The sequence below is a fragment of the Ornithinicoccus hortensis genome (assembly GCF_006716185.1).
Taxonomy (GTDB): Bacteria; Actinomycetota; Actinomycetes; order Actinomycetales; family Dermatophilaceae; genus Ornithinicoccus; species Ornithinicoccus hortensis.
In genome coordinates, this window is sequence record NZ_VFOP01000001.1 from 3,072,330 (window position 1) to 3,098,351 (window position 26,022).

Here is a 26,022-nt window from a genome sequence, read left to right on the forward strand (position 1 = left end):
ACCGGCTCACCGGTCGAACAGCAGGGCCTGAACGAACTCGGCCATCCAGGCCCGGGCGATCGCCGGGGTCAGCCCGGGAGCCTCCTGCGCCAGCTGGGCACCCAGCCCGTCCGCGTAGGCGGACAGCTTCAGCGCGGCCTCGGCGGGGTCGACCGGCCGCACCGTCCCGGCCTCGACGCCGCGGGCGATGACCCGGGTGCAGCAGGCCTCCCAGAACCGGACGCGCTCGGCATACGGCTCGGTCATCCCGGGCCGGCGCACCACGGCTGACCAGTAGTCGGACCAGATCCGCCAGTGCGCCTCGGCGTCCGGGGAGTCGGCGAACATCGGGTCGATGAGGGTGTCCAGGGCCACCCGGACGTCGGGTTCGGCCTCGGCGGCCTGCACGACCTCGGCGTAGAACCGCTCGGACTCCGCGACGACGACGGCGCCCAGGATCTCGTCGATCCCGGTGAAGTGGTAGGTGACGGTGCCCATCGAGACGCCCGCGGCCGCCGCGATGTCCCGCAGCGAGATGGCGGCCAGTCCCCGGTGCACGATCAGGGAGCGCGCCGCCCGGGTGATCTGCTCGCGCCGCTGCGCCGGGGGCAGCCGCCGCTGGGTCACCCGGAGGTCCTGGGGATCCGGTCGTGGAAGGTGTGCTCGAAGACGGTCTCGGACCGGCCGTCGACCTCGGCGGTGGCGTGGACGTGGTTCTCCAGGACGAAGGCGTCCTCGGTGCACCCGATCAGGGAGCGGGTCTCCACCGTCGCGGCCCAGCCGTCGTTGGCCAGGCGGAGCTGCCAGTGCGACTCCGTCCGGGGCGAGGTCGGGTCGCCCTCGCGCACCGTGTAGATCTCGCGGGTCGACTCCAGGAACTGCAACCCATCCGGGTAGCGCCGGGTGCCGCCGTAGCCCGGGTCCACCTCCAGGACGGTCTCGCCGCGGGCCACGTCGTGCCGGACGACCCGCGGCGCCACGGGCTCCGGCGCACCGTCCGGCACGCCGATCGGGATGGGGCGGACGTGTCGGCCCGGGCCGAACTCCACCGGCACCGCGTCCGGCGCGACCAGCGGCAGGGTCACCGAGCTCGCCCCGAGGTCCAGGTCGAGGGTGTCCTCGACCGGGTGCGGCCACACCCAGGGCCAGTAGTGGTTGCTCACCGCAACGCGGATCCGGTGGCCGGTCTCGAACCGGTAGCCGGCGGCCACCAGCGGGAACTCCACGTCGACGTCCTCGCCCACCGGCAGGGGCACGACGCGGTCCATCCCCTCGCGCTTGAGCAGGTTGAGCACCCCCCTGGTCACCAAGGTCGAGGAGCCGTCGGGCGCGACGTCGCAGAGCCGGACGACGACATGGCCGCGGTCGTGGGTGGAGGCCAGCCGCAGCCGGACCACCGCACGCCCGAGCAGCTCGACCGGCGCGTCACCGACCGGGTGGTCCAGGCATACCGACCGGCCGTCCTCCGCCCGCTGGTCCGGCGGCAGGTCGGCCGCGTTGCCGAACGGGAAGTAGCGTCCGGCGTCCTGGCCGGTGGCCCACGGCGAGCGGACCAGCACCCGGCCGGTGCCGAGCGGGAGGTGTTCGACGGGGGCTTCCCCCGGCCAGTCCACCCCGACCCACCGACCCGGCTGCTCGGCGACGTAGGTCTGCGGCGCGACGGGGTCGTTGACCCAGGCGCGCAGGTCGGGGTCGTCCTCCACCCCGGTCTCCTCCCCCTTCAGCCACCGGTCCCACCAGCGCAGCGTCTCGCCCAGGAAGTCGATGCTCGGGCCCGGCGCGAGTCCGCGGTCGGGGTACTGGTGCGACCACGGGCCGATGATCCCCTTGACCGGGGCGTCCAGGTTCGCCACCAGCCGCAGCACGGCGTCGCGGTAGGGGTCGGCCCAGCCTCCGACGGTGAGCACCGCGGCCCGGATGTTCCCGTAGTTCTCGTTGACGCTCCCGCGCCGCCAGTAGTCGTCCCGCTCCTCGTGCCCGAGCCACACCGACGCCAGCGGACGCTGGGCCTGCAAGCGCTCGCGCCACTGCTCGACCCACCCCTGCCCGACGACCTCGGGGCGCGGGGGCCGCGAGGCGAAGGCCAGCATGGTCCCGGCCCAGGCCGCCATGTCGACGGCGAGCACGGCGCCGCCGATGTAGTGTACGTCGTTGTCGTAGCGGTCGTCGGTCGAGCAGACCGTGACGATCGCCTTCAGCGCCTCGGGGGCCCGCTCGGCGATCTGCAGCGAGTTGAACCCGCCCCAGGAGATGCCGAACATGCCCACCGCGCCGGTCGACCAGGGTTGCGCGGCCAGCCACTGCACGACGGCGACTCCGTCGTCCAGCTCGGCGACGGAGTACTCGTCCTCGAAGATCCCCTCGGAGCTGCCGCTGCCCCGTATGTCGACCCGCACCGAGGCGTAGCCGTGCGCGGCATACCAGGGGTGTCGTTCGCTGTCCCGCACCGAGGTCCAGTCGTCCAGCCGGTAGGGCAGGTACTCCAGCAGGACCGGCACGGGCTCCCGGTCGGCCGTCGCCGGCAGCCAGGCCCGGGCCCGCAGCCGGACCCCGTCGGCCATCGGGATCCAGAAGTCCCGCACCTCGATCGCGGACGGGTCCAGGTCCACCAGGTCGGTCACGGCAGGTCTGCTCCCTCGTCGTTGCGGACCAGGTGCCCACCGCCGGCGTCGACCAGGGTGGCCGACGGGTCGAGGGTCAGCACCTTGGCATCGGCATCGCTCTCGGGCAGGTGGGTGCTGCCCGGCTCCACGACCGCCTCGAGCAACGACCGGGTGTAGGGGTGGCGCGGGCTGTCGAACAGGGCCGCGGTCGGGGCGGTCTCCGCGACGCGCCCGTCCTTCATCACCACGATCCGGTCGGCCACCCCGCGCACGACGGCCAGGTCGTGGCTGATGAACAGGCAGGACAGGGCGTGTCGGTCCCGCAGCTCGGCGAGCAGCTCCAGCACGTCGGCCTGCACCGAGACGTCCAGGGCGGTGGTGATCTCGTCGGCGATGAGCAGCGTCGGCTCGGCGGCCAGTGCCCGGGCGATCCCGACCCGCTGGCGCTGCCCGCCGGACAGTTGGGCCGGCACCCGGTCGGCGAACTCGGGCCCGAGCCCGACCTCCCCCAGCAGTCGGAGCACGGTCTCCCGGACCTCGCGCCGTCCGGAGGCCCGGCCGAAGACCACCAGCGGCCGGGCGACCGCGTCGGCGATGCTGCGTCGCGGGTTCAGGGCCAGGTCGGCGTTCTGGAAGATCATCTGCACCGACCGGCGCACCGCGACGGGTCGCTTGGCGACCGGTGCCAGCAGGTCGTGCCACTGCCCGTCCCGGGAGCGGAGCCCGGCCTCCCCGCGCTCGACCGGGGCAAGGCCGGCCAGGGCGGTGGCCACGGTGGACTTGCCGCTGCCGGACTCACCGACGATCGCGACCGTCTCGCCTCGGCGCAGCTCCAGGGCGAAGTCGCTGACCGCGAGCCGGGGCGCGCCGGGGTAGCGGATGTCCAGGTCCGCGCAGCGCAGCACGGTGTCCTCGTCCGCGTCCCGCACGGCCGGTGCGTCCGTCCCCTCGATCCGGGGTGCCGCCTCGATCAGCTCCCGGGTGTAGTCCTCCTGCGGGGACCCCAGCACCTGCATCGTCGGGCCGCTCTCGATCTCCCGGCCCTCGCGCAGCACCAGCACGTCGTCGGCCACCGCGGACACCACCCCCAGGTCGTGGCTGACGATGAGCACGGCCATGCCGAGCTCCTCGCGCAGGTCGTTGACCAGGGCCAGCACGGCCGCCTGGGTGATCACGTCGAGCGCCGTGGTGGGCTCGTCCAGGACGAGCACCTGCGGCTCGGTCGCGACCGCCATCGCGATGGCCACGCGCTGCTGCTGACCGCCGGACAGCTCGTGCGGGTAGCGCCGGCCGATCGTCTCCGGGGACGGCAGGCGGACCAGCCGGAGCAGCTCGACGACCCGGTCCTCGCCGTCCGGGAGGCCGTGGACCTGCAGCGCCTCCCGGATCTGGGCGCCGATCCGCAGCGAGGGGGTCAGCGCCTGCCCGGCGTTCTGGGCGACCACCGACACGGTGGCGCCGCGCAGCTGGCGCAGGTCGTGCCCGGAGAGGGCGAAGACGTCGTCGCCGAGCACGGTGACCCGGCCCGCGTCGATCCGGGAGCCGTCCCGCAGGTGCCCGAGCAGGGTGCGGGCGACGGTGGACTTGCCGCTGCCGGACTCCCCGACCAGGCCGAGGGTGCGCCCGGCCCGGAGGGTGAGGTCGACGTCCTCCACCACGGTCACCCGGCCGGAGCCGGCCCGGTAGGAGACGGTGAGGCCCTCGACGGTGGCCACGGTCGCGCTGCTCACTGGAGCACCCCCCGTCGGGCCCGGTCCACGCCGAGGTACTTGCCCAGCCCGTCCGCGGCCAGGTTGAGGCCGACCACGAGCACCGACAGCGTGACGATCGGGGCGAGCGTGCCGGCCGGTGCCACCGTCAGGGCGGTCCGGTTCTCCTGGATCATCAGCCCCCAGTCGGGGGTCGGCGGGTTCACCCCGAAACCGAGGAAGGACAGCGTGGACACCAGGAGCACCACCCACGAGGCGCGCATCGCGAACTCGACCAGCACGGTGTCCAGGATGTTGGGCAGCACCTCCCGGCGGATGATCGCCAGCGAGCCCTCCCCACGGGCCCGCGCGGCGGTCACGTAGCCGGCGGACAGCACCGGGAAGGTGGCGCCGCGCACCACCCGGGCCACGGCCGGGACGTAGACCACCGAGATCGCCAGCACCAGCACCCAGAGGGAGTTGCCGAAGACCGAGACGATCAGCAGCAGCGCGAGCACGGCGGGCACCGCCAGCACGGCGTCCAGCACCCGGGTGATCCCGGCGTCGACCCAGCGCCCGTAGTAGGCCGAGACGGTGCCGATCAGCGTGCCGACCACGACCGCGACGGTGGTCGCGAGCAGCGAGACCAGGAGGGCGAACCGGCCGCCCTCGAGGGTGCGGGAGAGCACGTCGCGCCCGTACTGGTCGGTGCCCAGCCAGTGGCTGGGACTGGCCCCGATCAGCGCGTTGTCGGAGTCGGTGCTGATCGGGTCGTAGGGCGAGATCCACGGCGCGATGACCGCGACCAGGATCGTCAGGCCCACCAGGACCAGCCCGATCCGGGTGCCGATGCTCAGGTCCCTCAGCCGGATCATCGGGTGGCCTCCTTCACCCGGCGCCGCGCCCGCGGCTGGTGCATGGTGCGCTGCCGCGGGTCGACGGCGAGCGCCAGCAGGTCGGCGACCAGGTTGGCCGCGACGTAGACCAGGGCGCTGAGCACCGCGATCGCCTGGAGCACCGGCAGGTCCCGGGTCGACACGGAGTCGATCATCAGTTTGCCCAGCCCCGGGTAGTTGAAGACCGACTCGACGACGACCACGCCGCCGAGCAGCCAGGCCACGTTGATCGAGATGACCGGCAGCACGGGCAGCAGCGCGGTCGGCGCCACGTGCCGCCAGAGGACGGAGCGCCGGGGCACGCCCTTGAGCGCCGCGGTGGTGGCGTACTCGGTGGTGAGCCCGTCGATGGTGGAGGACCGCATCGCCCGGATGATGTAGGCGGCCATCGAGATCACCAGGGTGACCGCCGGCAGGACGGCCGCCGGCACCAGCTCGGCGAAGGTGGCGTCCGGGCCGGCGAGCACGACGGCCGGGAAGACCGGCACCAGGATGGCCAGCAGCAGCACCAGGATGGTGGCGACCACGAACTCGGGGATGCTCATCGCGACCAGGGCCAGCACCGAGACGGTCGAGTCGGTGCGGGTGCCGCGGCGGGCGGCGGCCCACACGCCGAGCAGCAGCGACAGGGCGACCCCCACGACCATCGCGGGGATGGCGATGAGCAGGGTGTGGCTGAACGCGGTCCAGATGGTCGCGGACACCGACTCGCCGGAGACCAGCGACTCACCGAAGTCCCCGGTCACGGCGTTGCCGAGCCACTCCACGAAGCGGGCCCAGACGTTGCTGTCCAGCCCCAGCTGCTGCCGCAGCGTCTCCACCGCCTCCGGCGTGGCGTTCTGCCCCAGCAGCTGCTCGGCGACGTCCCCGGGCAGCGCCTGGACGGCGAAGAAGACGAAGAAGGCGGCCAGGAAGAGGGTGATCAGCCCGGTCGCCAGACGGCTGGCGATGAGTCGCGCCACGGATCAGCCCTCCTTCAGGCCGAGGGCCAGGTAGTCGAACTCGAAGCCGTACTCGTCGTAGTTGACGACCTCCTCGGACAGGCCGACCAGCCGGTCGCCGAAGACCGGGGTCAGGTCGGCCGAGTCCTCGATGATGAGCCGCTGCGCGTCCTGGTACTTCTGCAGCCGGCTGTCGTCGTTGGTGTCCGCCCGGGCGGCGTCCAGCAGCTTGTCGAACTCCTCGTTGGACCAGGCGGACTCGTTGTAGGAGGAGCCGCTGCGGAAGATCTGGTTGAGCAGCTGGTCGATCGGTCGCCCGGTGAACCAGTAGCTGACCATCAGCGGCTCGGCCATCCAGATCTGGGTGTAGTAGGAGTCCGCGGCCGTGTTGGTGATCTGCAGGCGGATGCCCGCCTCCTTGACCTGGCTGGCGAAGGCGGTCGCGATTGCGGTGAAGTTCGGCTCGTATGCCGAGGTGTAGATCCGCGTGGAGAAGTCCTCCCGGCCGATGCTCTTGAGCAGGGCTTTGGCCTTCTCCGGGTCGTGCTCGCGCTCCTCGTCGAGCCAGGCCTTCAGCTGCGGCGGCACCGGGTTGTCCCACCCGGGCGTCCCGGTCCCCTGCAGCGCGGTGGACAGCACCGCCCTGGGGTCGTAGGCCAGCTTCATCGCCTGCCGCATGACCGGGTCGGCGAACTCCTCGCTGGTGTAGAGCATCGGGATCGTGTACCACTGCGCGTTCTCGACCCGGGCCACCGTGGTGCCCGGGGAGTTCGCCACGACCCGGGCGGTCGGGTTGTCCAGGTTGGTCTGCGACAGCAGGTCGACCTGCCGGGCGAGCAGCGCGTTGACCCGCGCGGAGGTGTCCTGGATGGAGTAGAACTCGATCCGGTCCAGCGTCGCGCGACCGTCGAAGTAGTCCTCGTTGGCCCGCACCACCCCGGCCCCCGCGGGGGTGTAGCTCTCCAGCACGAACGGGCCCGTCCCGATGCCGGTCCGCCCGATCTCCCCGGCCGAGTCCTCCGGGATCACGTAGCACTGGTAGGCGGTCAGCAGCGAGGGGAACTCCGCGTTGGGCGTGCCCAGCCGGAACCGGACGGTCGTGGTGTCGACCGCCTCGATCTCCTCCACCAGCTCCAGCGGACCGGCCTGCGGCGAGGCCGTCTCCGGGTCCAGGATGTGCTGGAAGGTGTAGCGCACGTCCCGGGCGGTGAGCTCGCGCCCGTCGTGGAAGCGCACCCCGGGTCGGAGCGCGAAGTCCCAGGTGGTGGCGTCGGCGTTCGAGGACCACTCGGTGGCCAGGTCCGGCACGGTCTCCCCCTCGCGGTCCAGCTTGACCACGCGGTTGTAGAGGGCGCCTAGGTATTCGTAGGCCGACAGCGAGCTGGCCGGGTCCAGGGTCTCCGCCGCGCTCGCCGCGGGACGGGCGATCCGCATCGTCGCGCCGGCCCGCGCGGTCCCGGTGGCGGCCCGTTCCGGCAGCGTCAGCGCCGGTGCCCCACAGGCCGCGAGCCCCAGTGCCGTCGCCCCGCCGAGGAGTCCGCCCAGGAACTGTCGACGGTCGATCGTGGGCACCACAGGGATCTCCTCCGAACTAATCGTTCAGCCGCACGATACGTGGTCCGGGCGCCGGATGAAAGGGCACCCGCCCGCGGATCACCCCTTGGGCGGGCCGAAGACGATCACCAGTTCGGCCGGCTCGTCGGTCTCGTTGGCGACCCCGTGCCGGCTCCCCGCGGGGGTGTAGGCGGCGTCACCGGGCCCCAGCTCGGCCCGTTCACCGTCGGCGGTCACCACCACCCGACCCGACACCACGACATACAACTCGTCGGAGCTGTAGGGGGTGCAGCTGTCCTCCTCGCCCTCCAGGTGGATGTGCTCCCCCTCGGAGCTGCCCGGCGGCAGGTGGTAGAGCATCACGTTGGCCGGCAACGTGGTCTGGTCCCGGAAGTAGGACTCCACCGCCAGCCGCCCGGCACCGCCGTAGAGCTGCCAGTCGTAGGAGACTTCCCCGCGCCGTTGGATCCGCATCGCGCCCACTCCTGTTCCTCGGTCCGTCCCAGCAGTATGCCGTGGGCCGGGTCGGCCCCTGCCGACTAGGCTGAACTCCCCACCACAGGAGGGATGGAGATGGCCGACGGCGACCCGGAGGAGTTCGCGATCGAGGCCTCCGCGCCGATCGGGCCCTCGGCCGAGACGGAGGGGACCAACGCCGCCCGGTTCGCGGTCCTGGGAGCGCTCACCACCCCCGTGCCCGGCGTGCTGGGTGGGGCGATCGGACCGGTGGCCGAGGCCGACATGCTCGACCGGTTGGGCCTCGGCCGGCTCGTCGAGCCCGTCTACCAGGGGCTCCAGTCCTCCGACGACACACTCAGCATGGAGAGCTCCTTCCTCCTGGAGTACCGCGACACCTGGCAGCAGGGCGGGGCGCGGGAGGCCGCCTGGGCCGAGCTGGCCGAGGGCGGTCAGTGGCGGGCGCGGCTCATGCTCTTGGCCGCGGGGACGTGCAGCGAGCTGGAGCGCGAGTCGGTGACCGCCGCGGTGGCCCTGCACGGCGTGGTCCGGGAATCCACCGGCTGGGACGAGGACCGCCGCGCGCCGTGGGACCTGCGCCTCTTCAGCCGCTGGCGCGACTGGGACGCCGTCCTGCCGTGGGCCAACCCGCTGAGCCCCATGGGAGACGGCTTCCTGGAGGAGATGGACGCCGGGCCCCTCCCGCCGACCACCGTCCCGTGGGACGGTCCGCGATGGCGCGAGGCGTCGAACACGCTCCTGGGCGCCGCCCTGGAGGAGGACACCCCCGCATACCTGCTCACCGAGCTGGACTGGCTGGCCCTGCGAAGGATCTGGCTGGGCCTGCGCTCCCCGGACGTCGTCACGCGCGAGCTCGCGCACAGCGCCAACCTGCGGGCCGCGACGGCTGTCACGGACGCTCCGGGTGACCCCGTCGGCCCCACGGGAGACGGCACCGACACCGTGCGGCGCGGCCCGGGCGGCCCGGGCGACCCTTCGGGACCAGGCGGAGCGGGCGGCTCGGGCGGCTCCGGTCCGGCGCCCCGACCGCCGGGGATCGGCGCCGACCTGGCGACGATGATCCACGGGACGTTCGCCTGGAAGGGTGACTGGTGGTACCCATCGGGCGACTTCCACGCATACATCAAGCACCCCCACCGGCCCCGGCTCTACGACGGGGGCATGGAGTACTCGTGGTCGGGGGCCTACAGCCTGCGCCAGCGGGAGACCGCCGGCGACCGGTTCCTGCGGTGGACCCAGGGGGCATCGCCGACCGGGCTGGGGACGGTCTTCGCGCACAGTTACGGCGGGGAGGTGGCGGCGCGGGCCATCAACCGCGGGGCGAAGGTGCGCGAGCTGGTGCTGCTGAGCGCGCCGGTGAACCAGCACCACATCGCCGCCATCGCCCACGTGGACCGGGTGGTCGACATCCGGCTCGACTTCGACCTGGTGCTCTGGCTGGCGGCCGCCCACCAGCGCATGGCCACCGACCCCAAGGTGCGCACGCTCGTCATCCCCGGCGGGTTCTGGCGGCACGGGGCCACCCACGACCCCGGCCTCTGGGCGAGGAAGGGCATCGCGGCACAGGTCGACCTCTGAACTGGCAACATACACTCATATCCATTTGTACAAGTAACTACTTGTGCTACCGTCGGCGCCCTGACCCGATCTCTCCCCGAGGAGACCCCGATGACGGCACACCCGGCCCGCGACCTCGACCAGGCGCTGCGCGCGCTCGCCGACCCGAACCGCCGGGCGATCCTCGAGGCCGTCCGCTCCGGCCCGCGGCCCGTCGGGCAGATCGCGACCGAGGTCGGGTTGTCCCAGCAGACGACGTCCCACCACCTGGGGGTGCTGCGCGCCGCGGGGCTGACCAGCAGTTCCCGGGAGGGGGCCCGGCACCTCTTCGTCGTCGACACCGACGGCCTGGCCGCGGTGCGCGCCTACCTGGACACCTTCTGGCCGGCCAAACTGGCGGGGCTGAAGGCCGCGGTCGAGGCGCGCGAGGCAGACCGCCGTGGCTGACTACCGGACCTCGATCGAGATCGACGCGGCGCCGGACACGGTCTTCGACTACCTGGTCACCGACGCGGGGATGACCTCCTGGATGGGCCAGCACGCCTCGCTCGACGCCCGCCCCGGCGGACGGTTCGCGGTCGACATCGCCGGACACGCGGTCCGCGGCCGGTATGTCGTGGTCGACCGGCCCCATCGCGTGGTCTTCTCCTGGGGGATGGCCGGGAGCCCCGACCTGCCCCCCGGCGCCTCCACCGTGGAGTTCACCCTCGTGGCGACCGACCGCGGCACCCGGGTCGACCTGGTCCACTCCGACCTGCCGGACGACGGGCTCGAGGGTCACGCGGACGGCTGGTCACACTTCCTCCCCCGGCTGGGCACCGCATCCGCCGGCGGCGATCCCGGACCCGATGACTGGCGGCCGATCTCCGACCGTCTGCCCGAGGACCCCACCCGAAGGAGCACGCCATGACCACGACCACCTCCCCCACCGCCCGCGAGACGGTGCTCGACTTCCACCGGGCCTGGACCAGCGGCGACATCGAGCGCGCCACCACGCGCGCCACCACGCTGTTGAGCCAGGACGTCGTATGCCGTGCCCCCGGAGAGGACCTGGTCGGCCGGGAGGCCTACGGCGCCTTCCTCGCCGGCTTCTCCCCCAACCTCACGGGGGTGGGCAAGGTGTCCGCCCTCGCCGAGGACGACCGGGTGGCGCTGTTCTACTGCCCGCACACCGCGGTCACCAGCACCGCACCGGCGGCCGAGCACTTCACCGTCCGCGACGGACTGATCGTGGAGAACGTGCTCGTCTTCGACCGGCTCTCCTACCTCCCGCCCGAGCAGCCCGGGACGGCGCCCGGTGGTCCTGCCGGGCAGGACGGACCGCGCGGGTGACCGGGAAACAGCAGGACCTGGCGGACCGCATCCGCACGGCACTGGAGGACGAGCCGTCCACGCGGACGGTCTCCATGTTCGGCGGGCTGTCCTTCATGGTCCACGAGAAGATGGTCGTCGCGGCGCAGCGGGACGGAGCCCTGCTCGTGCGGATCGACCCCGCGCACCACGCGAGGCTGCTGGCCCTGCCGGGTGCCAGCCAGGCGGAGATGGGCACCGGCCGCCCGATGGGGCCGGGGTGGATCAGCGTGGACCCCCGGGCGATCACCGACGACGAGCAGCTCGGCTGGTGGATCGAGGTCGCGATGGAGTTCAACGCCGCCGTGCGCTCGGGCGGGTAGCCGGGGACCCACTGACGGCCCGGCACCGGGTCAGCCCCGAGACTGCTCCGAGAGGGCCTCCATCGTCGCGGCGATCCGACGCTGCCGGGTCGCATCGGTCTTGGCGGGATTCTCCTGCGACCTGTGCCTTACCGATGTGGGCCGATTTGTCGTTGAGCGAGCTTCGTGACGCGGATGGCGATGTCGTCTCGCACGAGACGCATGCGGTCCATGCCGTGGATGCCGCGGGCGGAGGGCTCGTCGGTGATCCACCGCTGCACCGGGGTGGTGCCGGTGTCCAGCTGAGCCTCGGGACCGATGATGACGACGAGGTCGGCGTCGGCAACGACTTGGGTCGACCGGTTTGGGCTGTTCGCCCTCGGTGCTGGCTCCGACCTCCTCCAGGGCACTGACCGACTCGGCGTTGAGGTGCTGGCCGGGCGCGGTGCCGGCGGACAGCACGCGCAGCGCGTCGCCGTAGTGCTGGCGAGCCAGCGCGGCCGCCATCTGGGACTTGCCGGCGTTCTTGACGCAGACGAACAGGACGGTCGGCGTGGTCATCGCCGGTCTGGTTCCGGTGCGCTGGCGGGGATCAGCTCGGTGATGAGAGCCTTGACGCGGTGGCGGATCTCGTCGCGAATCGGTCGGACTGCCTCAAGGCCTTGCCCGGCCGGGTCGTCCAGTTCCCAGTCCTCGTAGCGCTTGCCCGGGAAGATCGGGCAGGCATCGCCGCAGCCCATGGTGATCACGACGTCGGAGTCCTGGACGGCCTCGGTCGTGAGGACCTTCGGTGCGTTCGCGCTGATGTCGATGCCTTCTTCGGCCATCGCCTGGACCGCGACGGGGTTGATGGCCGCACCGGGTGCGGACCCGGCGGAGCGGACCTCGATCAGGCCGTTGCTGAGGTGGTGCAGGTAGCCGGCGGCCATCTGGGAGCGGCCGGCGTTGTGGACACAGACGAACAGGACGCTGGGTTTGTTCACGGGTCTCCTCGCGGTCACGGGTGGGTTAGAGGTTGAGGTCTCGGAGCAGGGCGCTGACTCGTTGTTGCACGTCGTCGCGGATGTCGCGGACCACCTCGACTGGTTGACCGGCGGGGTCTGCGACATCCCAGTCGAGGTAGCGCTTGCCGGGCAGGCGTCGCCGCAGCCCATGGTGACGATGACATCGGCCGCGCGGACCACGTCCCCCGACAGCGGCTTGGGGTACGCCTCAGTGAGGGAGATGCCCCGTTCGGCAAGGACTTCCACGACAGCCGGGTTGAGCTCGCCCATCGGCTGGGAGCCGGCCGAGCGCACGTGCACCCTCCCTGGGTGCCAGATGAGCAGCCAGCGCAGCCGCGAGCTGGGAGCGACCGGCATTGTGCGCACAGACGAACAGCACTTCCGGCACGGTCTTGGCGATGCGACCCTCGGCCTGCGCGGCCGCGGTGAGCCGCTCGCGGGCCAGCCTGGTCACCAGCACGGGCAAAAAGTCCGGGACCGTGGAGACGGCTGCCAACTCGCGGTGGGCGGCGTGGACTGCCTGCTCGACCTGCTTGGCGGTGAACATGCCCTCGAACGTGTAGGACAGGTCCTCCACGGCCGTGGCCAGGTGTGACGGGTCGGTAACCCTGCCGCCGGGCTCAGTGTGCTGGGGTTGGGACATGGGACTCCTCCTTGTGAGGGAAGTGGTCGCGTAGAGCGAGGGAGACGTAGACCAGGCCGACCAGGACGGGCACCTCGATGAGCGGTCCAACAACGCCGGCCAGGGCCTGGCCGGAGGTGACGCCGAAGGTGGCGATGGCCACCGCGATGGCCAACTCGAAGTTGTTGCCCGCAGCGGTGAATGCCAGGGTGGTCGTCCGCTCATATGTCATGCCCAAGCCCTTGCCCAGGGCGAAGCCCACACCCCACATGAGGGCGAAGTAGATCAGCAGGGGCACGGCGATGCGGGCGACGTCCCAGGGCCGGGAGGTGATCTGTTCGCCCTGCAGGGCGAACAGCAGCACGATGGTGAACAGCAGCCCGCGCAGCGCCCACGGGCCGATGCGGGGCAGGAAGGTCTCCTCATACCAGGTGCGGCCCCTGGCCCGCTCGCCCCAGACCCGCGAGGCCCAACCCGCCACGAGTGGGATGCCCAGGAAGATCAGCACGGACTTGGCGATCTGCCACGGGCTCACGTCCAAGGTGGCCTGGGACAGGCCGAGCCACCCGGGTAGGACCGAGAGGTAGAACCAGCCGAGCGCGGCGAACGCGAAGACCTGAAAGACCGAGTTGATGGCCACCAGCACCGCGGCGGCCTCCCGGTCACCGCAGGCCAGGTCGTTCCAGATGATCACCATCGCGATGCACCGGGCCAGGCCGATAATGATCAGGCCGGTGCGGTACTCGGGCAGGTCGGCCAGGAAGATCCAGGCCAGGGCGAACATCAGCGCTGGGCCGATGATCCAGTTCAGCAGCAGCGAACTGGTCAGCAGCCGCCGGTCCGCGGTGACGGTGCCGACGCGGTCGTAGCGGACCTTGGCCAGCACGGGGTACATCATCACCAGCAGCCCCAGAGCGATGGGCAGGGAGACCCCGTCGATCTCGACCGCGCCCAGCCAGCTCCCGAGCCCGGGGACGAGCCGGCCCAGCAGCAGACCCGCCGCCATCGCCGCACCGACCCACACCGGCAGATACTTGTCCGTCCTCGACAGTCGGACCGGCGAACGACCAACCGGACGGGTTGCCTGACTGGTCACCGAGCCGACCCCGCCACGCCGGTCAGCGTCAGCGACTCCGGACCCTGCGGGGTGCCGCAGCAGCCGCCGTCACCGGAGGCCTCCTCATCGAACAGCCCCGCCCCTCCACACACGCCGGTGTCCGGCAGGGTCAGCTCGACCGCCCGTGCGGCCTCCAGGTCGCCGGCCAGGGCGGCGGCGATGGAGCGCACCTGCTCATAGCCGGTCATCGCCAGGAACGAGGGAGCCCGGCCGTAGGACTTCATCCCCGCCAGGAAGAGGTCGCCCTCGGGCTGGGCCAGGACGTCGTGGCCGTGGGGCTGGACCGAGCCGCAGGAGTGCAGGTTCGGGTCGATGCCCGGTGCCAGGTCGACCGGGGCCTGCAACCGGGGGTCCAGGTTGAGGCGGACCTCGGACAGGAAGGACAGGTCGGGACGGAACCCGGTCGCTCCCACGACCTGGTCCAGCCCCTCGATCCGCCGTCCGTCCGTGGCCAGCAGCGCCAGTGTCGCGCCCTGCTCCTGCACCCCGGTGACCCGGAAACCGGTGACCGGCTCGATCAGCCTGGCGTCGACGGCGGCACGCACGCGGGTGCCCAACGCACCACGGGCGGGGAGCTCATCCAGCTCACCTCCGCCGAAGGCACTTTCGACCGTGCCGCGGCGCACCACCCACACCACGTGAGAGTCCGGGGTGTGCAAAGGCTTCGAGGTGAGCGCGATCAGCGCGGTCAGCGCGGAGGCGCCTGAGCCGACCACGGCAGTGGCCGCCCCCGCGAACCGATCCCGGTCCGCCTCCCCATCAGGCATCTCGTACAGGATGCGGTCGACCGCAGCGGTCTCACCGGCAGCGGGGTAGCCCTCAGCGCCCAGCGGGTTCGGGGCGCCCCAGGTGCCCGAGCAGTCCACGACCGCACGCGCCAGCAACCGCTGCATCGAGCCGTCAGCACGCTCGACGTGCAGCACGAACGGCTGGCCCTCTCGCCCGGAGTCGACCAGCAGGTCCCGCTCCGAGCGCGCGACACCGAGGACACGGTGACCCGTGCGGACGCGATCTCCCAGCACTGTGGCCAGCGGGTCGAGGTAGTCGCGGACCCAGTCCGCACCGGTCGGGTAAGCCGTCGGTTCGGGGTGGCTCCAGCCGGTCGCCTCCAACAGGGCCACGGCAGCAGGTGAGGTCACCTCAGACCAGGGCGAGAACAACCGCACGTGCCCCCACTGCCGGACGGCGGCCGCGGGCGCCTGCCCTTGCTCCAGGACAATCACCTCCTGGTCACGGCGGGTGAGCTCGGCCGCCGTCGCCAGACCAACGGGTCCGGCGCCGATGACGACCACGGGAAGAGTTGCAGGTGGCACGTGGGTGACTCCCTTGTTTCGATGACTGCCGATGCAGACATCCTTGCAACTCTTTTAGATAGTTGTCAATATAGAGGTATGTCCACCTCCGTTCGCACCGCCGATCTGACCGCTTCTGCCGCCTGTGCAGCGGGTTGCGTCCCGGCCGAGGGGCTGCCCAGAGCGCAGGCCGAGCAGTTGGCGGGCCTGCTCAAGGCACTGGCGGACCCGGTGCGACTTCGGCTGTACTCGCGGATCGCGGCCACCGCAGGAGAGACCTGCGTGTGCGATCTTGGCGACTTCGGCGTCTCCCAGCCCACGATCTCCCACCACCTCCGCAAACTGCGCGAGGCAGGACTCATCGAGAGCGAACGCCGCGGGACCTGGGTCTACTACCGCGCAGTCCCTGCGGCCCTGTCGCCGCTCACGCCCCTGCTGAACGGGTAGGCCGCCGGTGCGGCTTCCAGGTGCCGATGAGTGCCCGTGCGGCCGCGCCCAGGGGCGCCGGGCTGGGCTGGAAGTAGGCCCATCGCCCGCGTTGCTCGCGGGTGACGAGCCCTGCGTCGACGAGGAGCTTCAGGTGGTGGGAGACGGTCGGCTGCGAGAGGCCGACGAGCCCAGTGAGGTCGCACACGCACATCTCCCCGGACGCCGAGGCCGCGATCAGAGAGTAGAGCTTGACGCGCGTGGGGTCGCCGAGAGCCTTGAAGATCCGGGCGACCCGCTCGGCCTGTTGGTCCGTGAGCGGCTGTCCCGCCGGATTGCAGCAACCGTTGAGTGCCTCAGTGAGCAGCTCGGGTGTTGTCGCACTGGTCGTCATGCCACCCATTCTGCCTAACGCATTGACGTTTGTCGATGTGTCTGTCATTCTCAAACGCATCGACGTTTGTCAATACGAGGAGGATGTTGTGGAACAACCTGTCGCGGTGATCAGTGCGAGCCCGAAGCAGGTGCCGCTTGACCTGCACTTTCAGGACTATTAGCCGGTTAATAGGGACGCGCCGACCTTGCCCATGGATCCGACCATGCCGTGGTGGTTCAGCGCGCAGACGAACTTCCGGCTACGAAATTGCGATCCCCTGTCGGTGTGCAGGATGCAGCCGGCGACGTCACCGCGCCGGGCGACGGCGCTGTTGAGGGCGTTGACGGCCAGGCGTGACTTCATCCGGTCGCTGATCGAGTAGCCCACAATCCGGTTGGAGAAGACGTCCTTGATGGCGCACCGGTAGAGCTTGCCCTCGCCCGTGCGGTGCTCGGTGATGTCGGCCAGCCACAGCTGGTTGGGGCCTCGGCGGTGAAGTCGCGCTGCACCAGGTCGTCGTGGACCGGCGGTCCGGGCTTCTTGCCGTTCTTCCCGCGCTTCTTGCCGAGGCGGACCACCACCCGTTCTGGGAGCACAGCCGCCACGCGGTCCGAGGGCACACGTCCTGTCCGGCGTCGCGGGCCTCGTCGGCCAGGTACCGGTACCCGAACTCGGGGTCGTCCTGGTGTGCGTCGTACAGGGCGTTGGCGCGGTAGGCGGCCTCGAACTCGGCGTCGGTGACCGGGTTGGCCAGCCAGCGGTAGTAGGGCTGGCGAGCGACCTTGAGCACCCGGCACGTCACCGTGACGGGGATCCCGTCGCCGGCCAGCTCGCGCACGAGCGGGTACATGATTTTCCCGGCAGGTTCGCCTGGGACAGGTAGGCCGCGGCGCGGCGCAGGACCTCGTTCTCCTGCTCCAGCAGCCGGATCCGCTTCTTGGCCTCCCGCAGCTCGGCGTTCTCGGCCGCGGTCGTCCCGGGCCGGGCGCCGTCGGCGACGTCGGCCGAGCGGATCCAGTTGCGCAGGCACGACTCGGCGATGCCGAAGTCGGCTGCGATCTGCTTGATCGTCTGTCCAGGTTCACGGTTGCGGGCGACGTTAACCACGTCGTCACGAAACTCCTGGGGATAGGGCTGGGCACGGTGCACATCCTTCCAGCGACGCCTCGCAGCGTCACAGATCAGATGTCACCTACCCGTGCAGCAGTCCCCGAAGAGGCCGCGGGCGGCGTCGGCCCTGGCAATGTTCAGCGCCGCTTTGGCGTCCAGGAGGGTGTCGAACATGCCGAGGGCGACGGTCCGCCCCTCGTGGTCCATCCTGACCCGGTAGCGACCTCGGTAGGCGGAGATACCCCGAGGCAACTTCGAGGGGGCTGCCATGGTGTCCTCCCGGCCTGCTGGCGGTGTCCGGGTGGGGCTCCCAGACCCTGTGACAGCAGTGTGACAGAAATTCCGCTGTCACGTGCCCAGACGTGCTCGGCCCTGCTCAACGCGAAAGGCCCCGGATTCCGCGCAGTTGCGCGGAATCCGGGACCTGACCTGGGGTGACGTAGATCACGTGGACCCCTACCGGGTGAGTGACGGGACTTGAACCCGCGACATCCGCGACCACAACGCGGCGCTCTACCAGCTGAGCTACACCCACCATGCCGACCGGAGCGACGACATACCCGATCCGGACAACGCGGACCATCGTACCTGCTCCGGCGGGGTGCTCCGAACCAGACCGGTCAGCACCGGCACGGCCCGGGCGGGAGGCTCACCCGTTGCGCTTGCGACGCCCCGCAGTGAGCCGGATCCGACGGTTCTCGGCGAGCTGTTTGGATGCCTTGTCGGCCTTCTTCTCGGCGCCGCTGGCGTCCCGCAGCGGCAGCTGGATCTCGTCCTCCGCCGGGATGCCGGACTGCAACTGCCCCTCGCGCACCATCTCGGAGTCGAAGACCGCCCCGAACAGCAGCGCGACGTTGGTCAGCCAGAGCCACAGCAGCATGATGATGACACCGGCCAGGGCACCGTAGGTGGCGTTGTAGTTGCCGAAGTTGGCCACGTAGAAACCGAAGCCGGCGGTCGCGACACCCCAGACGACGATCGCCAGGACCGCGCCGGGGCTGAGCCAGCGGAACTTCGGGGGCCGCACGTTGGGGGTGCCCCAGTAGAGCAGCGCCACGATCAGCACGACGATGAGGAACATCACCGGCCACTTCGCCCAGTTCCACACCTGCACCGCGGTGTCCCCGAGCCCGATGACCGAGCCGACGGATTGGGCGAACCCACCGGTGAAGACCAGCGACAGCGCGACCAGGACGACCAGGAGCAGCACGACCAGGGTGATCAGCAGCATCCAGGGGCGCAGCTTCCAGACCGGCCGCCCCTCCTTGACCCCGTAGATGGTGTTCATCGCCCGGGAGAAGGCGTTGACGTAGTTGGAGGCCGCCCACAGCGCACCGGCGAGACCGATGAACAAGGCGACCCCCGCGCCCGTGGTCCCCTGCATCTGGGTGATGTAGTCGCTGATCGGCTTGAGTTGCTCCTCGGTCGCCCCCATCTCGATGAGCACGTTGAGCAGCGCATCGGTGGTGCCCTTGCCCTGACCGAAGACGCCCAACAGCGAGATCAACGCCAACAGCGCCGGGAACATCGACATCACGCTGTAGTAGGTCAGCGCGGCGGCCAGGTCGGTCGCCCCCGCGGCGGAGAACTTGCCGACGGTGCGCTTGAAGATCGACCCCCAGCTGCGCTTGGGCAGGTCCGTCGGTCCGTCCGGGCTGTCCTCGGTCCGCAACCTGGCCTCGGCCGAGTCCACCCCCTCCGGGATGTCGGTCGAGTCGGTACTGCCTTCGGTGGTGCTCACCCTGCTGAGCCTCCTGTGGCGTGGGGACGTAGCGCTGACAGTGTGCCAAAGCTTGGGCCCGATGGCCCGCCCAAGGCCGATCGGGCGCGTCGAAACCGCCCGACTCGGCATACTTGCCCATATGGGTATATGATGGTTAGATGGCACGTGCAGCGACGACGTCGGACGTTTTCAACGCGATCGCCGAGCCCCGGCGCCGGGAGATTCTGGTCCTGCTGCGGGCCGGTGAGCGGCCAGCTACCGAGGTGGCCCGGGAGCTGGGGATGACCCAATCGGGGACCTCCAAACATCTCCGGGTGCTCCGGGAAGTGGGGCTCGTGCGGGATCGCCGAGCAGGCAAGCAGCGGATGTATCGACTGGAGGCCCGCGGTCTCCGACCGGTCCATGCCTGGGCCGGGGGCTTCGAGCAATTCTGGAGCGAGAGTCTGGACCGGCTCGACGCGTATGTGCAGGAACTGCAACCAGACGAGAAGGAGTAACTGATGAACCAGACGGGACAAGCAGTGCCGGAGCAGTCCGCGACGGCCGACCGCGAGATCGTGGTCTCCCGGGTGATCGAGGCCCCACGGAGCCTGGTGTTCGAGGCGTTCACCGAGGTGCGGCACCTGTCGCGGTGGTGGGGACCGGAGGGATTCACCACGACCACCCGGGCCTTCGAGTTCCGCATCGGTGGGGAGTGGGACTTCGTGATGCACGGACCGGACGGGACGGACTATCCCGAATGGATCACCTGGACCGAGATCACCACGCCGGAGCGGATCGAATTCCTGCATGGAGAGCGCCCCGCCGACCCGGACGCCTTCGAGTCGATCCTCACTTTCCAGGACGTCGGCGCCTCGACCCGCATCGAACTGCGCACCGTGTTCCGCACCCGGGAGCAGCGCGACGAGGCGGTCGAGACCTACCACGCGGTCGAGGGCGGACGCCAGACCCTGGGCAACTTGGCTGCCTACGTCACCCAGACCCTTCGAGCCGACGGGGAACACTGACCCGGGCCTCAAGCGGGTCGCTACGACGAGATCAGGCGACAGACGTTCGAGCGGCACGGAGAAGGCCCCGTTCTCATCCCGGTCCGGGTGAGCATGGGGCCTTGTCCGCTGAGTGAGTGCGCCCACAGGGACTCGAACCCCGAACCCGCTGATTAAGAGTCAGCTGCTCTGCCAATTGAGCTATAGGCGCGCGACGCAGAACTGTAGCACCGGGAAGCCGCCGTCCTGAAATCGAGTGCCGTGCGACAGGATGGACCCATGCGCGCACTGGTCAAGAACACGGCGGCCCCGGGTCTGGAGCTGATCGACGTCCCCGAACCCACCCCCGGCCCCGGCGAGGTCAAGATCCGCGTGCTGCGCGCCGGGCTGTGCGGGACCGACCTGCACATCGAGGCCTGGGACGACTGGTCCGCCTCCATGCTCAAGCCGCCGCTGGTGGTCGGTCACGAGTTCTACGGCGAGATCGTCGAGCTCGGCGAGGGTGTCCCGCAGGGAGAGGGCAAGTACGACCTGGCCGTCGGGATGCGGGTCTCGGCCGAGGGGCACGTTATCTGCGGGGTGTGCCGCAACTGCCGGGCCGGCCGGCAGCACATGTGCGTGCAGACCTCCAACCTCGGGGTCAACCGCGACGGTGCCTTCGCCGACTACGTGACCATCCCGCATACGAATGTCTGGGTCCAGCCCGAGGACATCGACCCCGACCTCGGGGCCGTCTTCGACCCGCTGGGCAACGCCGTGCACACCGCTCTGAGTTTCCCGATGTCCGGTGATGACGTGCTGATCACCGGGGCCGGGCCGATCGGGGTGATGGCGACCGCGATCGCCCGGCACATCGGCGCCCGGTACATCGTGGTGACCGACATGTCCGACGAGCGGCTCGAGCTCGCCCTGGCCGCCGGCGCCGACCGGGTCGTCAACGTGGGGCGGGAGCGGGTGCGGCCGGTGCAGGCTGACCTGGGGATGGCCGAGGGGTTCGACGTGGGGCTGGAGATGTCCGGCTTCCCCACCGCGCTGGCCGAGATGATCGACAACGCCACCCACGGCGCGAAGATCGCGATGCTGGGCCTGCCCAAGGAGCCGTTCGCGGTCGACTGGGGCCACGTCATCACGCACATGCTGACCATCAAGGGCATCTACGGCCGGGAGATGTACGACACCTGGTACCGGATGACCTTCATGCTGCAGACCTCCGAGGTGCTGCGCGAGCGGATCCGGTCGGTGATCACCCACCGGTTCCCCGCCGAGCAGTGGGAGGACGCGTTCGCGACCGCACGGTCCGGGCGGTGCGGCAAAGTGATCATGGACTGGAGCTGAGGAGAGACACATGTATGCCGTGAAGCAGGACCTTGCCGACGAACTGGACGCGATCCGGGACGCCGGGCTGTACAAGGAGGAGCGCGAGCTGACCTCCCCGCAGTCGGCGCACGTGACCACCGGGTCCGGTGCGGCGCTCAACTTCTGCGCCAACAACTACCTCGGGCTGGCCGACCACCCCGACGTGGTCGCCGCCGCCCGCGACGCCCTGGACGACTGGGGCTTCGGGATGGCCTCGGTCCGGTTCATCTGCGGCACCCAGTCCCAGCACCGGGACCTGGAGCGGGCCATCGCCGAGTTCAGCGGCACCGAGGACGCGATCCTGTTCCCGTCCTGCTTCGACGCCAACGGCGGTGTCTTCGAGGTGCTCTTCGGCGCCGAGGACGCGATCATCTCCGACGAGCTGAACCACGCCTCGATCATCGACGGCGTCCGGCTGAGCAAGGCGAAGCGGTTCCGCTTCCGCAACCGCGACATGGCCGACCTGCGGGCCCAACTGGAGGCCGCCCGCGACGGCGGCGCCCGGCGCACGGTCGTGGTCACCGACGGCGTCTTCTCGATGGACGGCTACTACGCCCCGCTGGAGGAGATCTGCGACCTGGCCGAGGAGTTCGGCGCGATGGTGATGGTCGACGACTCCCACGCGGTCGGCTTCGTCGGCGAGCACGGCCGCGGCACCCACGAGCACTGCGGGGTGCTGGACCGGATCGACATCATCACCGGGACCCTCGGCAAGGCCCTCGGCGGCGGCAGCGGCGGCTACGTCGCGGCGCACACCGAGATCGTCGAGCTGCTCAAGCAGCGGGCCCGGCCCTACCTGTTCTCCAACGCGGTCGCCCCCTCGGTGGTCGCCGGCTCCCTGAAGGCCCTGGAGATCGCCCGCGACTCCGACGAGCCGCGGGAGGCACTGCGCCGCAACTCCGAGCTGTTCCGGTCACTGATGACCGAGGCCGGGTTCGAGCTGCTGCCGGGCTCGCACCCGATCACCCCGGTGATGTTCCCCGGCGAGGACGGCGCCCGGAAGGCCACCGAGATCGCCGACGCGATGCTCGCCCACGGCGTCTACGTGATCGCCTTCTCCTACCCGGTCGTCCCCCAGGGCAAGGCCCGGATCCGCGTCCAGCTCTCCGCCGGGCACTCCGAGGACGACGTGCGCGCCTGCGTCGCCGCCTTCGTCGCCGCCCGCGACGAGGTCGGCTGACCTACTCCTGACCGGACGCGTCGTCGGGCGGTCCCAACCCCGACCGGACGCGTCACCAGGCGGTCTGCAGGGGGCACCGGACGCGCCATCGGGCGATCGGGGTCGGTCTGCGCGCCCGTGCCCTCCGTGGAGGGGCCCACCCCGGTGGTCGCGAGGCCGCCCCTGGTGAGAACGTGTCCCCATGAGCGCTGCCCCGATCCTCCTGCGCAACGCGCGGATCGTGCCCATCGGCACCCCCGGCACAGCAGGCACCACCGCCACCGAGCCCACCGACCTGCTCCTGTCCGGCGGGCGGGTCACCGCGGTCGGCGAGGCCGCCACTGCCGACGGTGTGCCGTCAGCCACCGAGGTCCTCGACCTGGCCGGGCGGTGGGTCATCCCGGGGCTGTGGGACCAACACGTGCACATGTCCTCGTGGGCCCAAGCGCTGCAACGGATCGACGTCAGCGGCTCGGTCCGCCCGCAGGACGTGGTGGCCCGCATCGCGGCGCACCTGGAGAATCTGCCCGAGGGCGACCGGCCGTTCGCGGTGACGGGGTGGGGCTACCGGTCGGCCAACTGGGACGACCTGCCCTCGGTGGCCGAGCTCGACGCGGTGAGCCAGGGGCTGCCGGTCGTGATCTACTCCGGGGACGGGCACAGCGGGTGGCTCAACACGGCCGCCCAACGGCTCCTCGGGCTCGAGCCGACCGCGACGTCGCTGGACGAGGACGCCTGGTTCGCCGCGTTCACGAAGTTCACCGCCATCCCGGAGGTGGCCCAGGAGGGCGAGCAGGGCCTGGGTCCTGCGGCCCGCGAAGCGGCCGCACGCGGCATCGTCGGGCTGGTCGACCTGGAGTTCGACTCCTCCTTCGGGTTCTGGCCCGCCCGGGTCGCCCGGGGCGTGGACGAGCTGCAGATCCGCACGGCGGTCTACCCGGACCGGCTCGACGACCTCATCGCCCTGGGCCGGGCGACCGGCGATCCGTTCGAGGACACCGGTGACCTGGTGCGGATGGGTCCGCTGAAGGTGATCACCGACGGCTCCCTCGGCACCCGGACCGCGCACTGCTGCGACCCCTACCCCGCGACGCTGCAGGGCGACTTCCCCCACGGCAAGCAGAATGTCCCCGGCCCCGAGCTGGAGGAGCTGCTCCGCACCGCCACCGGCCACGGCCTCGACGTGGCCGTGCACGCCATCGGCGACGCGGCCATCGAGATCGCGTTGCAGGCCTACGCGGCCAGCGGCGCCCAGGGCTCGATCGAGCACGCCCAGCTGACCACCCCGGCACAGCTGTCCCGTATGGCGACACTCGGCATACGGGCGAGCGTGCAACCCGCCCACCTGCTGGACGACCGTGACCTCACCGCCCGGTGCTGGCCGGGGCGGGAGGAGCGGTGCTTCGCGTTCCGGTCGATGCTCGACGCGGGCATCCCGCTGGTGCTCGGCTCGGACGCGCCGGTCGCGCCGCTCGACCCGTGGCTGGCGATCGCCGCGGCGGTGCACCGGTCGGCCGACGAGCGCGAGGCGTGGGTGCCCGAGCAGGCGATCACCGCCGCGGAGGCCCTCGCCGCCAGCACCGACGGCGCCGGGACGGTCGCCGCCGGGCACCGCGCCGACCTAGCCGTGCTGGACCACGACCCGCTCGCGCCGGCCGAGGGCACCGCGACGGCGGGCCAGCGGTTGCGGGGGATGACGGTGGCGCTGACCGTCAACGGTGGACGGGTCACCCACTCCGCGCTCTGAGCCGGGTCTGGTCGGCGGGCGGCGCATCCCGCTACCGTGGGCCATGGTCACCGCGAGCGCCCCGCTCCCGGCCGTCGTGCGGCCCGCTGCCCTCGTCGCCGTCGTCGCCTCCGTCGTCGACCTGACCTTCCTGGCGGCCTTCCACGTCCTGCAGCCCGACGTCGACCCGCTCACCACCGCCACCAGCTCCTACGTGCACGGCACCGCCGGCCAGGCCTCGCAGGTGGCCACGCTGGCCGCGGGGGTGGGCGCACTGAGCCTCGCTGTCGCGCTGCGCACGGTGGGTCGTGGGTCCCGCTGGATGGTGGGGCTGGCGCTGCTGGTGGTCTTCGGCCTGGCCAAGGTGGTGCATGCCTTATTCCCGATCGCCCCGGACGGGGCCTCCACCGGCACGGGGGCCGTCCACAACCTCACCGGCAACCTGGCCTTCTTCGTGTTGCCCGTCGCCGCGGTGCTGCTCGGGTCGCTGGTCGCCCGCGCCACCGGCCGCCGGGTGGTCGGCGTCCTGGGGGGGGTCGTCGCGGCCACGACCGTGGGCGTCCTCGCCGGTGATGCCGTGGGCGCCTTCGGCCTGGCCCAGCGGGTCTACCTGGTGTCCGCGGCGGCCTGGGTGGCGACCTGCGCCTGGGCGGTCCTCGCCCCAGGTAGGACCCCGACGCGGGGCGGGTGAGGGAACCGAGGTCCCGGCCTAGCTGTGTCCGCCGAGGCGGACCACGGCATACCGGCCGGGGCCCACCTCGACCGGCTGGGTGGCCGCGCCGGCATTCAACAGGTCGTGGCGTCCCAGGGTGCACTCCTCACCGGATGCGCTCACGACGCGCAGTCCCTCGACGAGGGAGACCAGGAGGAGTCGGGTCCCCGAGTGGGGGTCCAGTCGCGTGGCCGTGGCGGACGAGGTCACCTGCACCTCCGACCGTGCCCCGTGGCCGGTCATCACGTTGAGCGCGAGGGACGGACCCGGCGTGACGCGGCAGGTCACGGGGTCGTCACCGCTGAACCTGTATGGCGTGTCCCGCTCGAGCGTGTGCGTCCAGTTCTCGCTGGTCAGGACCACCGGGGACCCGTCGATCAGGGTGATCACCCGGTCCAGTCCGGGGAAGGTCAAGAGCGACCCGGACCGGGTGATGTCGGCGATGCTGACCCGCCAGCCCACGTCATACGACCGAGCGTCCGGGGGTGCGCTGGCCAGCTCCCGGGTGACCCCGCCACCGTTCTTCCACGGGACCGGTGAGAGCCCGGCCCACCGGGTGACCTGCATCCCCGCGTCAGTCACGGGCACCCCTCCGCCACGGCTTGCCGCGCTCCCACCAGCCCGACGGCGACTCATCCCGGATCCAGTGGGCGGTGGACTCCACGTTCCCCAGGTTGCAGAACTTCCACAGCTCCTTTGCAGCCCTGGAGTACTGAAAGATCACCTCGTCGACCTCGAACGCATCCAGCTCCCCCGCCCGGTGTCGACGGACCGCCTCCTCGACGTGGCCGACCAGTCGGCCCAGTTCGGCCTCGTGGTAGGCCGCGACCTCCTGGCGCGCCGTCCGCCGCTCCGCCTTGCTGGACATGTCGTCGAATCTAGCCGACGGCGCCGAGGGCGGGCCGGTCCTCGGCGACCTGCTTCACACGTCCTCGACGAGACCGGTGGCGCGTCCGGTGCCCCTGGTGGACCGCCAGGTCAGGCGTCTGGTGGGGGTGAAACGCCGACCCGTCACGCGTCCGGTGCCCCTTGCGGGCCGCCCGGTGACGCGTCCGGTCGGGAGTGG

At 71.1% G+C, this 26,022-nt stretch carries 29 protein-coding genes, 2 tRNA genes and 3 pseudogenes; 12 read left to right on the forward strand and 22 right to left on the reverse strand.

The features are described 5' to 3' along the window. Positions 1-6: 6 nt before the first annotated feature. The 7 genes from FB467_RS14330 to FB467_RS14360 all read right to left on the reverse strand — a co-directional run bounded on the left by FB467_RS14330 (position 7) and on the right by FB467_RS14360 (position 8,135). Positions 7-606, reverse strand: coding sequence for a TetR/AcrR family transcriptional regulator (locus FB467_RS14330; protein ID WP_141785702.1), 600 nt, complete (start codon positions 604-606; stop codon positions 7-9). Next, a complete protein-coding gene (locus FB467_RS14335; RefSeq protein WP_228393122.1) occupies positions 603-2,600 on the reverse strand; it encodes a CocE/NonD family hydrolase in 1,998 nt (665 codons plus the stop codon). Before FB467_RS14335 ends, FB467_RS14330 begins: the two co-directional genes overlap by 4 nt. Then, on the reverse strand, positions 2,597-4,312 hold the full coding sequence (locus FB467_RS14340) for a dipeptide ABC transporter ATP-binding protein (RefSeq protein WP_141785703.1): 1,716 nt from the start codon (positions 4,310-4,312) through the stop codon (positions 2,597-2,599). Before FB467_RS14340 ends, FB467_RS14335 begins: the two co-directional genes overlap by 4 nt. Then, positions 4,309-5,145, reverse strand: a complete 837-nt coding sequence (locus FB467_RS14345) for an ABC transporter permease (protein WP_141785704.1) — start codon at positions 5,143-5,145, stop codon at positions 4,309-4,311. Before FB467_RS14345 ends, FB467_RS14340 begins: the two co-directional genes overlap by 4 nt. Continuing rightward, entirely contained in the window at positions 5,142-6,128 is a 987-nt protein-coding gene (locus tag FB467_RS14350; protein WP_141785705.1) for an ABC transporter permease, read from the reverse strand. Before FB467_RS14350 ends, FB467_RS14345 begins: the two co-directional genes overlap by 4 nt. 3 nt (positions 6,129-6,131) lie before the next feature. Continuing rightward, positions 6,132-7,682 carry an ABC transporter substrate-binding protein gene (locus tag FB467_RS14355; protein WP_194288306.1) on the reverse strand — a complete coding sequence of 517 codons (1,551 nt, stop codon included), beginning with the start codon at positions 7,680-7,682 and terminating at the stop codon, positions 6,132-6,134. 78 nt (positions 7,683-7,760) lie between these two features. Beyond that, positions 7,761-8,135, reverse strand: coding sequence for a cupin domain-containing protein (locus FB467_RS14360; protein WP_141785706.1), 375 nt, complete (start codon positions 8,133-8,135; stop codon positions 7,761-7,763). Positions 8,136-8,234: 99 nt separating this feature from the next. Between FB467_RS14360 and FB467_RS14365 the strand changes: the two genes are divergently transcribed. The 5 genes from FB467_RS14365 to FB467_RS14385 all read left to right on the forward strand — a co-directional run bounded on the left by FB467_RS14365 (position 8,235) and on the right by FB467_RS14385 (position 11,368). Beyond that, positions 8,235-9,716 carry an alpha/beta hydrolase gene (locus FB467_RS14365; RefSeq protein WP_141785707.1) on the forward strand — a complete coding sequence of 494 codons (1,482 nt, stop codon included), beginning with the start codon at positions 8,235-8,237 and terminating at the stop codon, positions 9,714-9,716. A gap of 90 nt (positions 9,717-9,806) precedes the next feature. Then, the gene (locus FB467_RS14370; protein WP_141785708.1) at positions 9,807-10,142 is read left to right on the forward strand and encodes an ArsR/SmtB family transcription factor; all 336 of its coding nucleotides are present in this window, start codon (positions 9,807-9,809) and stop codon (positions 10,140-10,142) included. Beyond that, positions 10,135-10,605: an SRPBCC family protein gene (locus FB467_RS14375; protein WP_141785709.1), complete on the forward strand. Its 471-nt coding sequence runs from the start codon at positions 10,135-10,137 to the stop codon at positions 10,603-10,605. The genes FB467_RS14370 and FB467_RS14375 overlap by 8 nt, the downstream gene beginning before the upstream one ends. Next, positions 10,602-11,027, forward strand: a complete 426-nt coding sequence (locus tag FB467_RS14380) for a nuclear transport factor 2 family protein (protein ID WP_141785710.1) — start codon at positions 10,602-10,604, stop codon at positions 11,025-11,027. Before FB467_RS14375 ends, FB467_RS14380 begins: the two co-directional genes overlap by 4 nt. Continuing rightward, entirely contained in the window at positions 11,024-11,368 is a 345-nt protein-coding gene (locus FB467_RS14385; RefSeq protein ID WP_141785711.1) for a TfoX/Sxy family protein, read from the forward strand. The genes FB467_RS14380 and FB467_RS14385 overlap by 4 nt, the downstream gene beginning before the upstream one ends. Positions 11,369-11,496: 128 nt before the next feature. Here FB467_RS14385 and FB467_RS14390 read toward each other — a convergent pair. From FB467_RS14390 to FB467_RS14410, 6 genes and pseudogenes are all read right to left on the reverse strand, one after another. Then, a pseudogene (locus FB467_RS14390) lies at positions 11,497-11,908 on the reverse strand (arsenate-mycothiol transferase ArsC). Beyond that, complete coding sequence (locus tag FB467_RS14395; protein ID WP_244932780.1) at positions 11,905-12,276, reverse strand: arsenate reductase ArsC; 372 nt, start codon at positions 12,274-12,276, stop codon at positions 11,905-11,907. Before FB467_RS14395 ends, FB467_RS14390 begins: the two are co-directional and overlap by 4 nt. A gap of 79 nt (positions 12,277-12,355) precedes the next feature. Continuing rightward, positions 12,356-12,751 (reverse strand): annotated as a pseudogene (locus tag FB467_RS14400) (arsenate-mycothiol transferase ArsC). 75 nt (positions 12,752-12,826) lie between these two features. After that, positions 12,827-12,994 (reverse strand): annotated as a pseudogene (locus FB467_RS19465) (three-helix bundle dimerization domain-containing protein); the annotation flags it as partial. Next, the gene (arsB, locus tag FB467_RS14405) at positions 12,972-14,069 is read right to left on the reverse strand and encodes an ACR3 family arsenite efflux transporter (RefSeq protein WP_211350617.1); all 1,098 of its coding nucleotides are present in this window, start codon (positions 14,067-14,069) and stop codon (positions 12,972-12,974) included. The gene arsB and the pseudogene FB467_RS19465, both read right to left, overlap by 23 nt. After that, positions 14,066-15,403, reverse strand: a complete 1,338-nt coding sequence (locus tag FB467_RS14410; protein WP_141785713.1) for an FAD-dependent oxidoreductase — start codon at positions 15,401-15,403, stop codon at positions 14,066-14,068. Before FB467_RS14410 ends, arsB begins: the two co-directional genes overlap by 4 nt. A 78-nt stretch (positions 15,404-15,481) precedes the next feature. Between FB467_RS14410 and FB467_RS14415 the strand changes: the two genes are divergently transcribed. Further along, on the forward strand, positions 15,482-15,829 hold the full coding sequence (locus tag FB467_RS14415) for an ArsR/SmtB family transcription factor (protein ID WP_141785714.1): 348 nt from the start codon (positions 15,482-15,484) through the stop codon (positions 15,827-15,829). Here FB467_RS14415 and FB467_RS14420 read toward each other — a convergent pair. The 6 genes from FB467_RS14420 to FB467_RS14450 all read right to left on the reverse strand — a co-directional run bounded on the left by FB467_RS14420 (position 15,807) and on the right by FB467_RS14450 (position 19,035). Next, entirely contained in the window at positions 15,807-16,202 is a 396-nt protein-coding gene (locus tag FB467_RS14420) for an ArsR/SmtB family transcription factor (RefSeq protein WP_141785715.1), read from the reverse strand. The two genes, FB467_RS14415 and FB467_RS14420, sit on opposite strands and share 23 nt — an antisense overlap. A 159-nt stretch (positions 16,203-16,361) precedes the next feature. After that, positions 16,362-16,658 carry a DDE-type integrase/transposase/recombinase gene (locus FB467_RS19555; protein ID WP_141785716.1) on the reverse strand — a complete coding sequence of 99 codons (297 nt, stop codon included), beginning with the start codon at positions 16,656-16,658 and terminating at the stop codon, positions 16,362-16,364. A 324-nt stretch (positions 16,659-16,982) separates the two neighbouring features. Then, positions 16,983-17,333: a transposase gene (locus FB467_RS19560; protein WP_425325838.1), complete on the reverse strand. Its 351-nt coding sequence runs from the start codon at positions 17,331-17,333 to the stop codon at positions 16,983-16,985. 39 nt (positions 17,334-17,372) lie between these two features. Then, a complete protein-coding gene (locus FB467_RS14440; protein ID WP_141785717.1) occupies positions 17,373-17,564 on the reverse strand; it encodes a hypothetical protein in 192 nt (63 codons plus the stop codon). 192 nt (positions 17,565-17,756) lie between these two features. After that, positions 17,757-17,829, reverse strand: a tRNA-His gene (locus FB467_RS14445). 114 nt (positions 17,830-17,943) lie between these two features. Continuing rightward, a complete protein-coding gene (locus tag FB467_RS14450) occupies positions 17,944-19,035 on the reverse strand; it encodes a YihY/virulence factor BrkB family protein (protein ID WP_170230751.1) in 1,092 nt (363 codons plus the stop codon). A 140-nt stretch (positions 19,036-19,175) separates the two neighbouring features. Between FB467_RS14450 and FB467_RS14455 the strand changes: the two genes are divergently transcribed. Further along, complete coding sequence (locus FB467_RS14455; RefSeq protein ID WP_141785719.1) at positions 19,176-19,514, forward strand: ArsR/SmtB family transcription factor; 339 nt, start codon at positions 19,176-19,178, stop codon at positions 19,512-19,514. Positions 19,515-19,517: 3 nt separating this feature from the next. Then, positions 19,518-20,024, forward strand: coding sequence for an SRPBCC family protein (locus FB467_RS14460; protein ID WP_141785720.1), 507 nt, complete (start codon positions 19,518-19,520; stop codon positions 20,022-20,024). A 117-nt stretch (positions 20,025-20,141) separates the two neighbouring features. On the opposite strand, the gene FB467_RS14465 is transcribed toward FB467_RS14460, so the two are convergent. Next, positions 20,142-20,214, reverse strand: a tRNA-Lys gene (locus FB467_RS14465). Positions 20,215-20,282: 68 nt separating this feature from the next. Here FB467_RS14465 and tdh point away from each other — a divergent pair. From tdh to FB467_RS14485, 4 genes are all read left to right on the forward strand, one after another. Continuing rightward, complete coding sequence (gene tdh / locus FB467_RS14470; protein WP_141785721.1) at positions 20,283-21,338, forward strand: L-threonine 3-dehydrogenase; 1,056 nt, start codon at positions 20,283-20,285, stop codon at positions 21,336-21,338. Between the two features lie 10 nt (positions 21,339-21,348). Continuing rightward, complete coding sequence (locus tag FB467_RS14475; RefSeq protein ID WP_141785722.1) at positions 21,349-22,539, forward strand: glycine C-acetyltransferase; 1,191 nt, start codon at positions 21,349-21,351, stop codon at positions 22,537-22,539. A 181-nt stretch (positions 22,540-22,720) separates the two neighbouring features. Continuing rightward, positions 22,721-24,265, forward strand: coding sequence for an amidohydrolase (locus FB467_RS14480; protein WP_141785723.1), 1,545 nt, complete (start codon positions 22,721-22,723; stop codon positions 24,263-24,265). A 43-nt stretch (positions 24,266-24,308) separates the two neighbouring features. Next, positions 24,309-24,935, forward strand: coding sequence for a DUF998 domain-containing protein (locus FB467_RS14485; RefSeq protein ID WP_141785724.1), 627 nt, complete (start codon positions 24,309-24,311; stop codon positions 24,933-24,935). 18 nt (positions 24,936-24,953) lie between these two features. On the opposite strand, the gene FB467_RS14490 is transcribed toward FB467_RS14485, so the two are convergent. Both FB467_RS14490 and FB467_RS14495 read right to left on the reverse strand, forming a co-directional pair. Beyond that, positions 24,954-25,538 carry a HutD/Ves family protein gene (locus FB467_RS14490; protein WP_170230752.1) on the reverse strand — a complete coding sequence of 195 codons (585 nt, stop codon included), beginning with the start codon at positions 25,536-25,538 and terminating at the stop codon, positions 24,954-24,956. Beyond that, complete coding sequence (locus FB467_RS14495; protein ID WP_141785726.1) at positions 25,531-25,824, reverse strand: hypothetical protein; 294 nt, start codon at positions 25,822-25,824, stop codon at positions 25,531-25,533. The genes FB467_RS14490 and FB467_RS14495 overlap by 8 nt, the downstream gene beginning before the upstream one ends. Between the last annotated feature and the right edge of the window lie 198 nt (positions 25,825-26,022).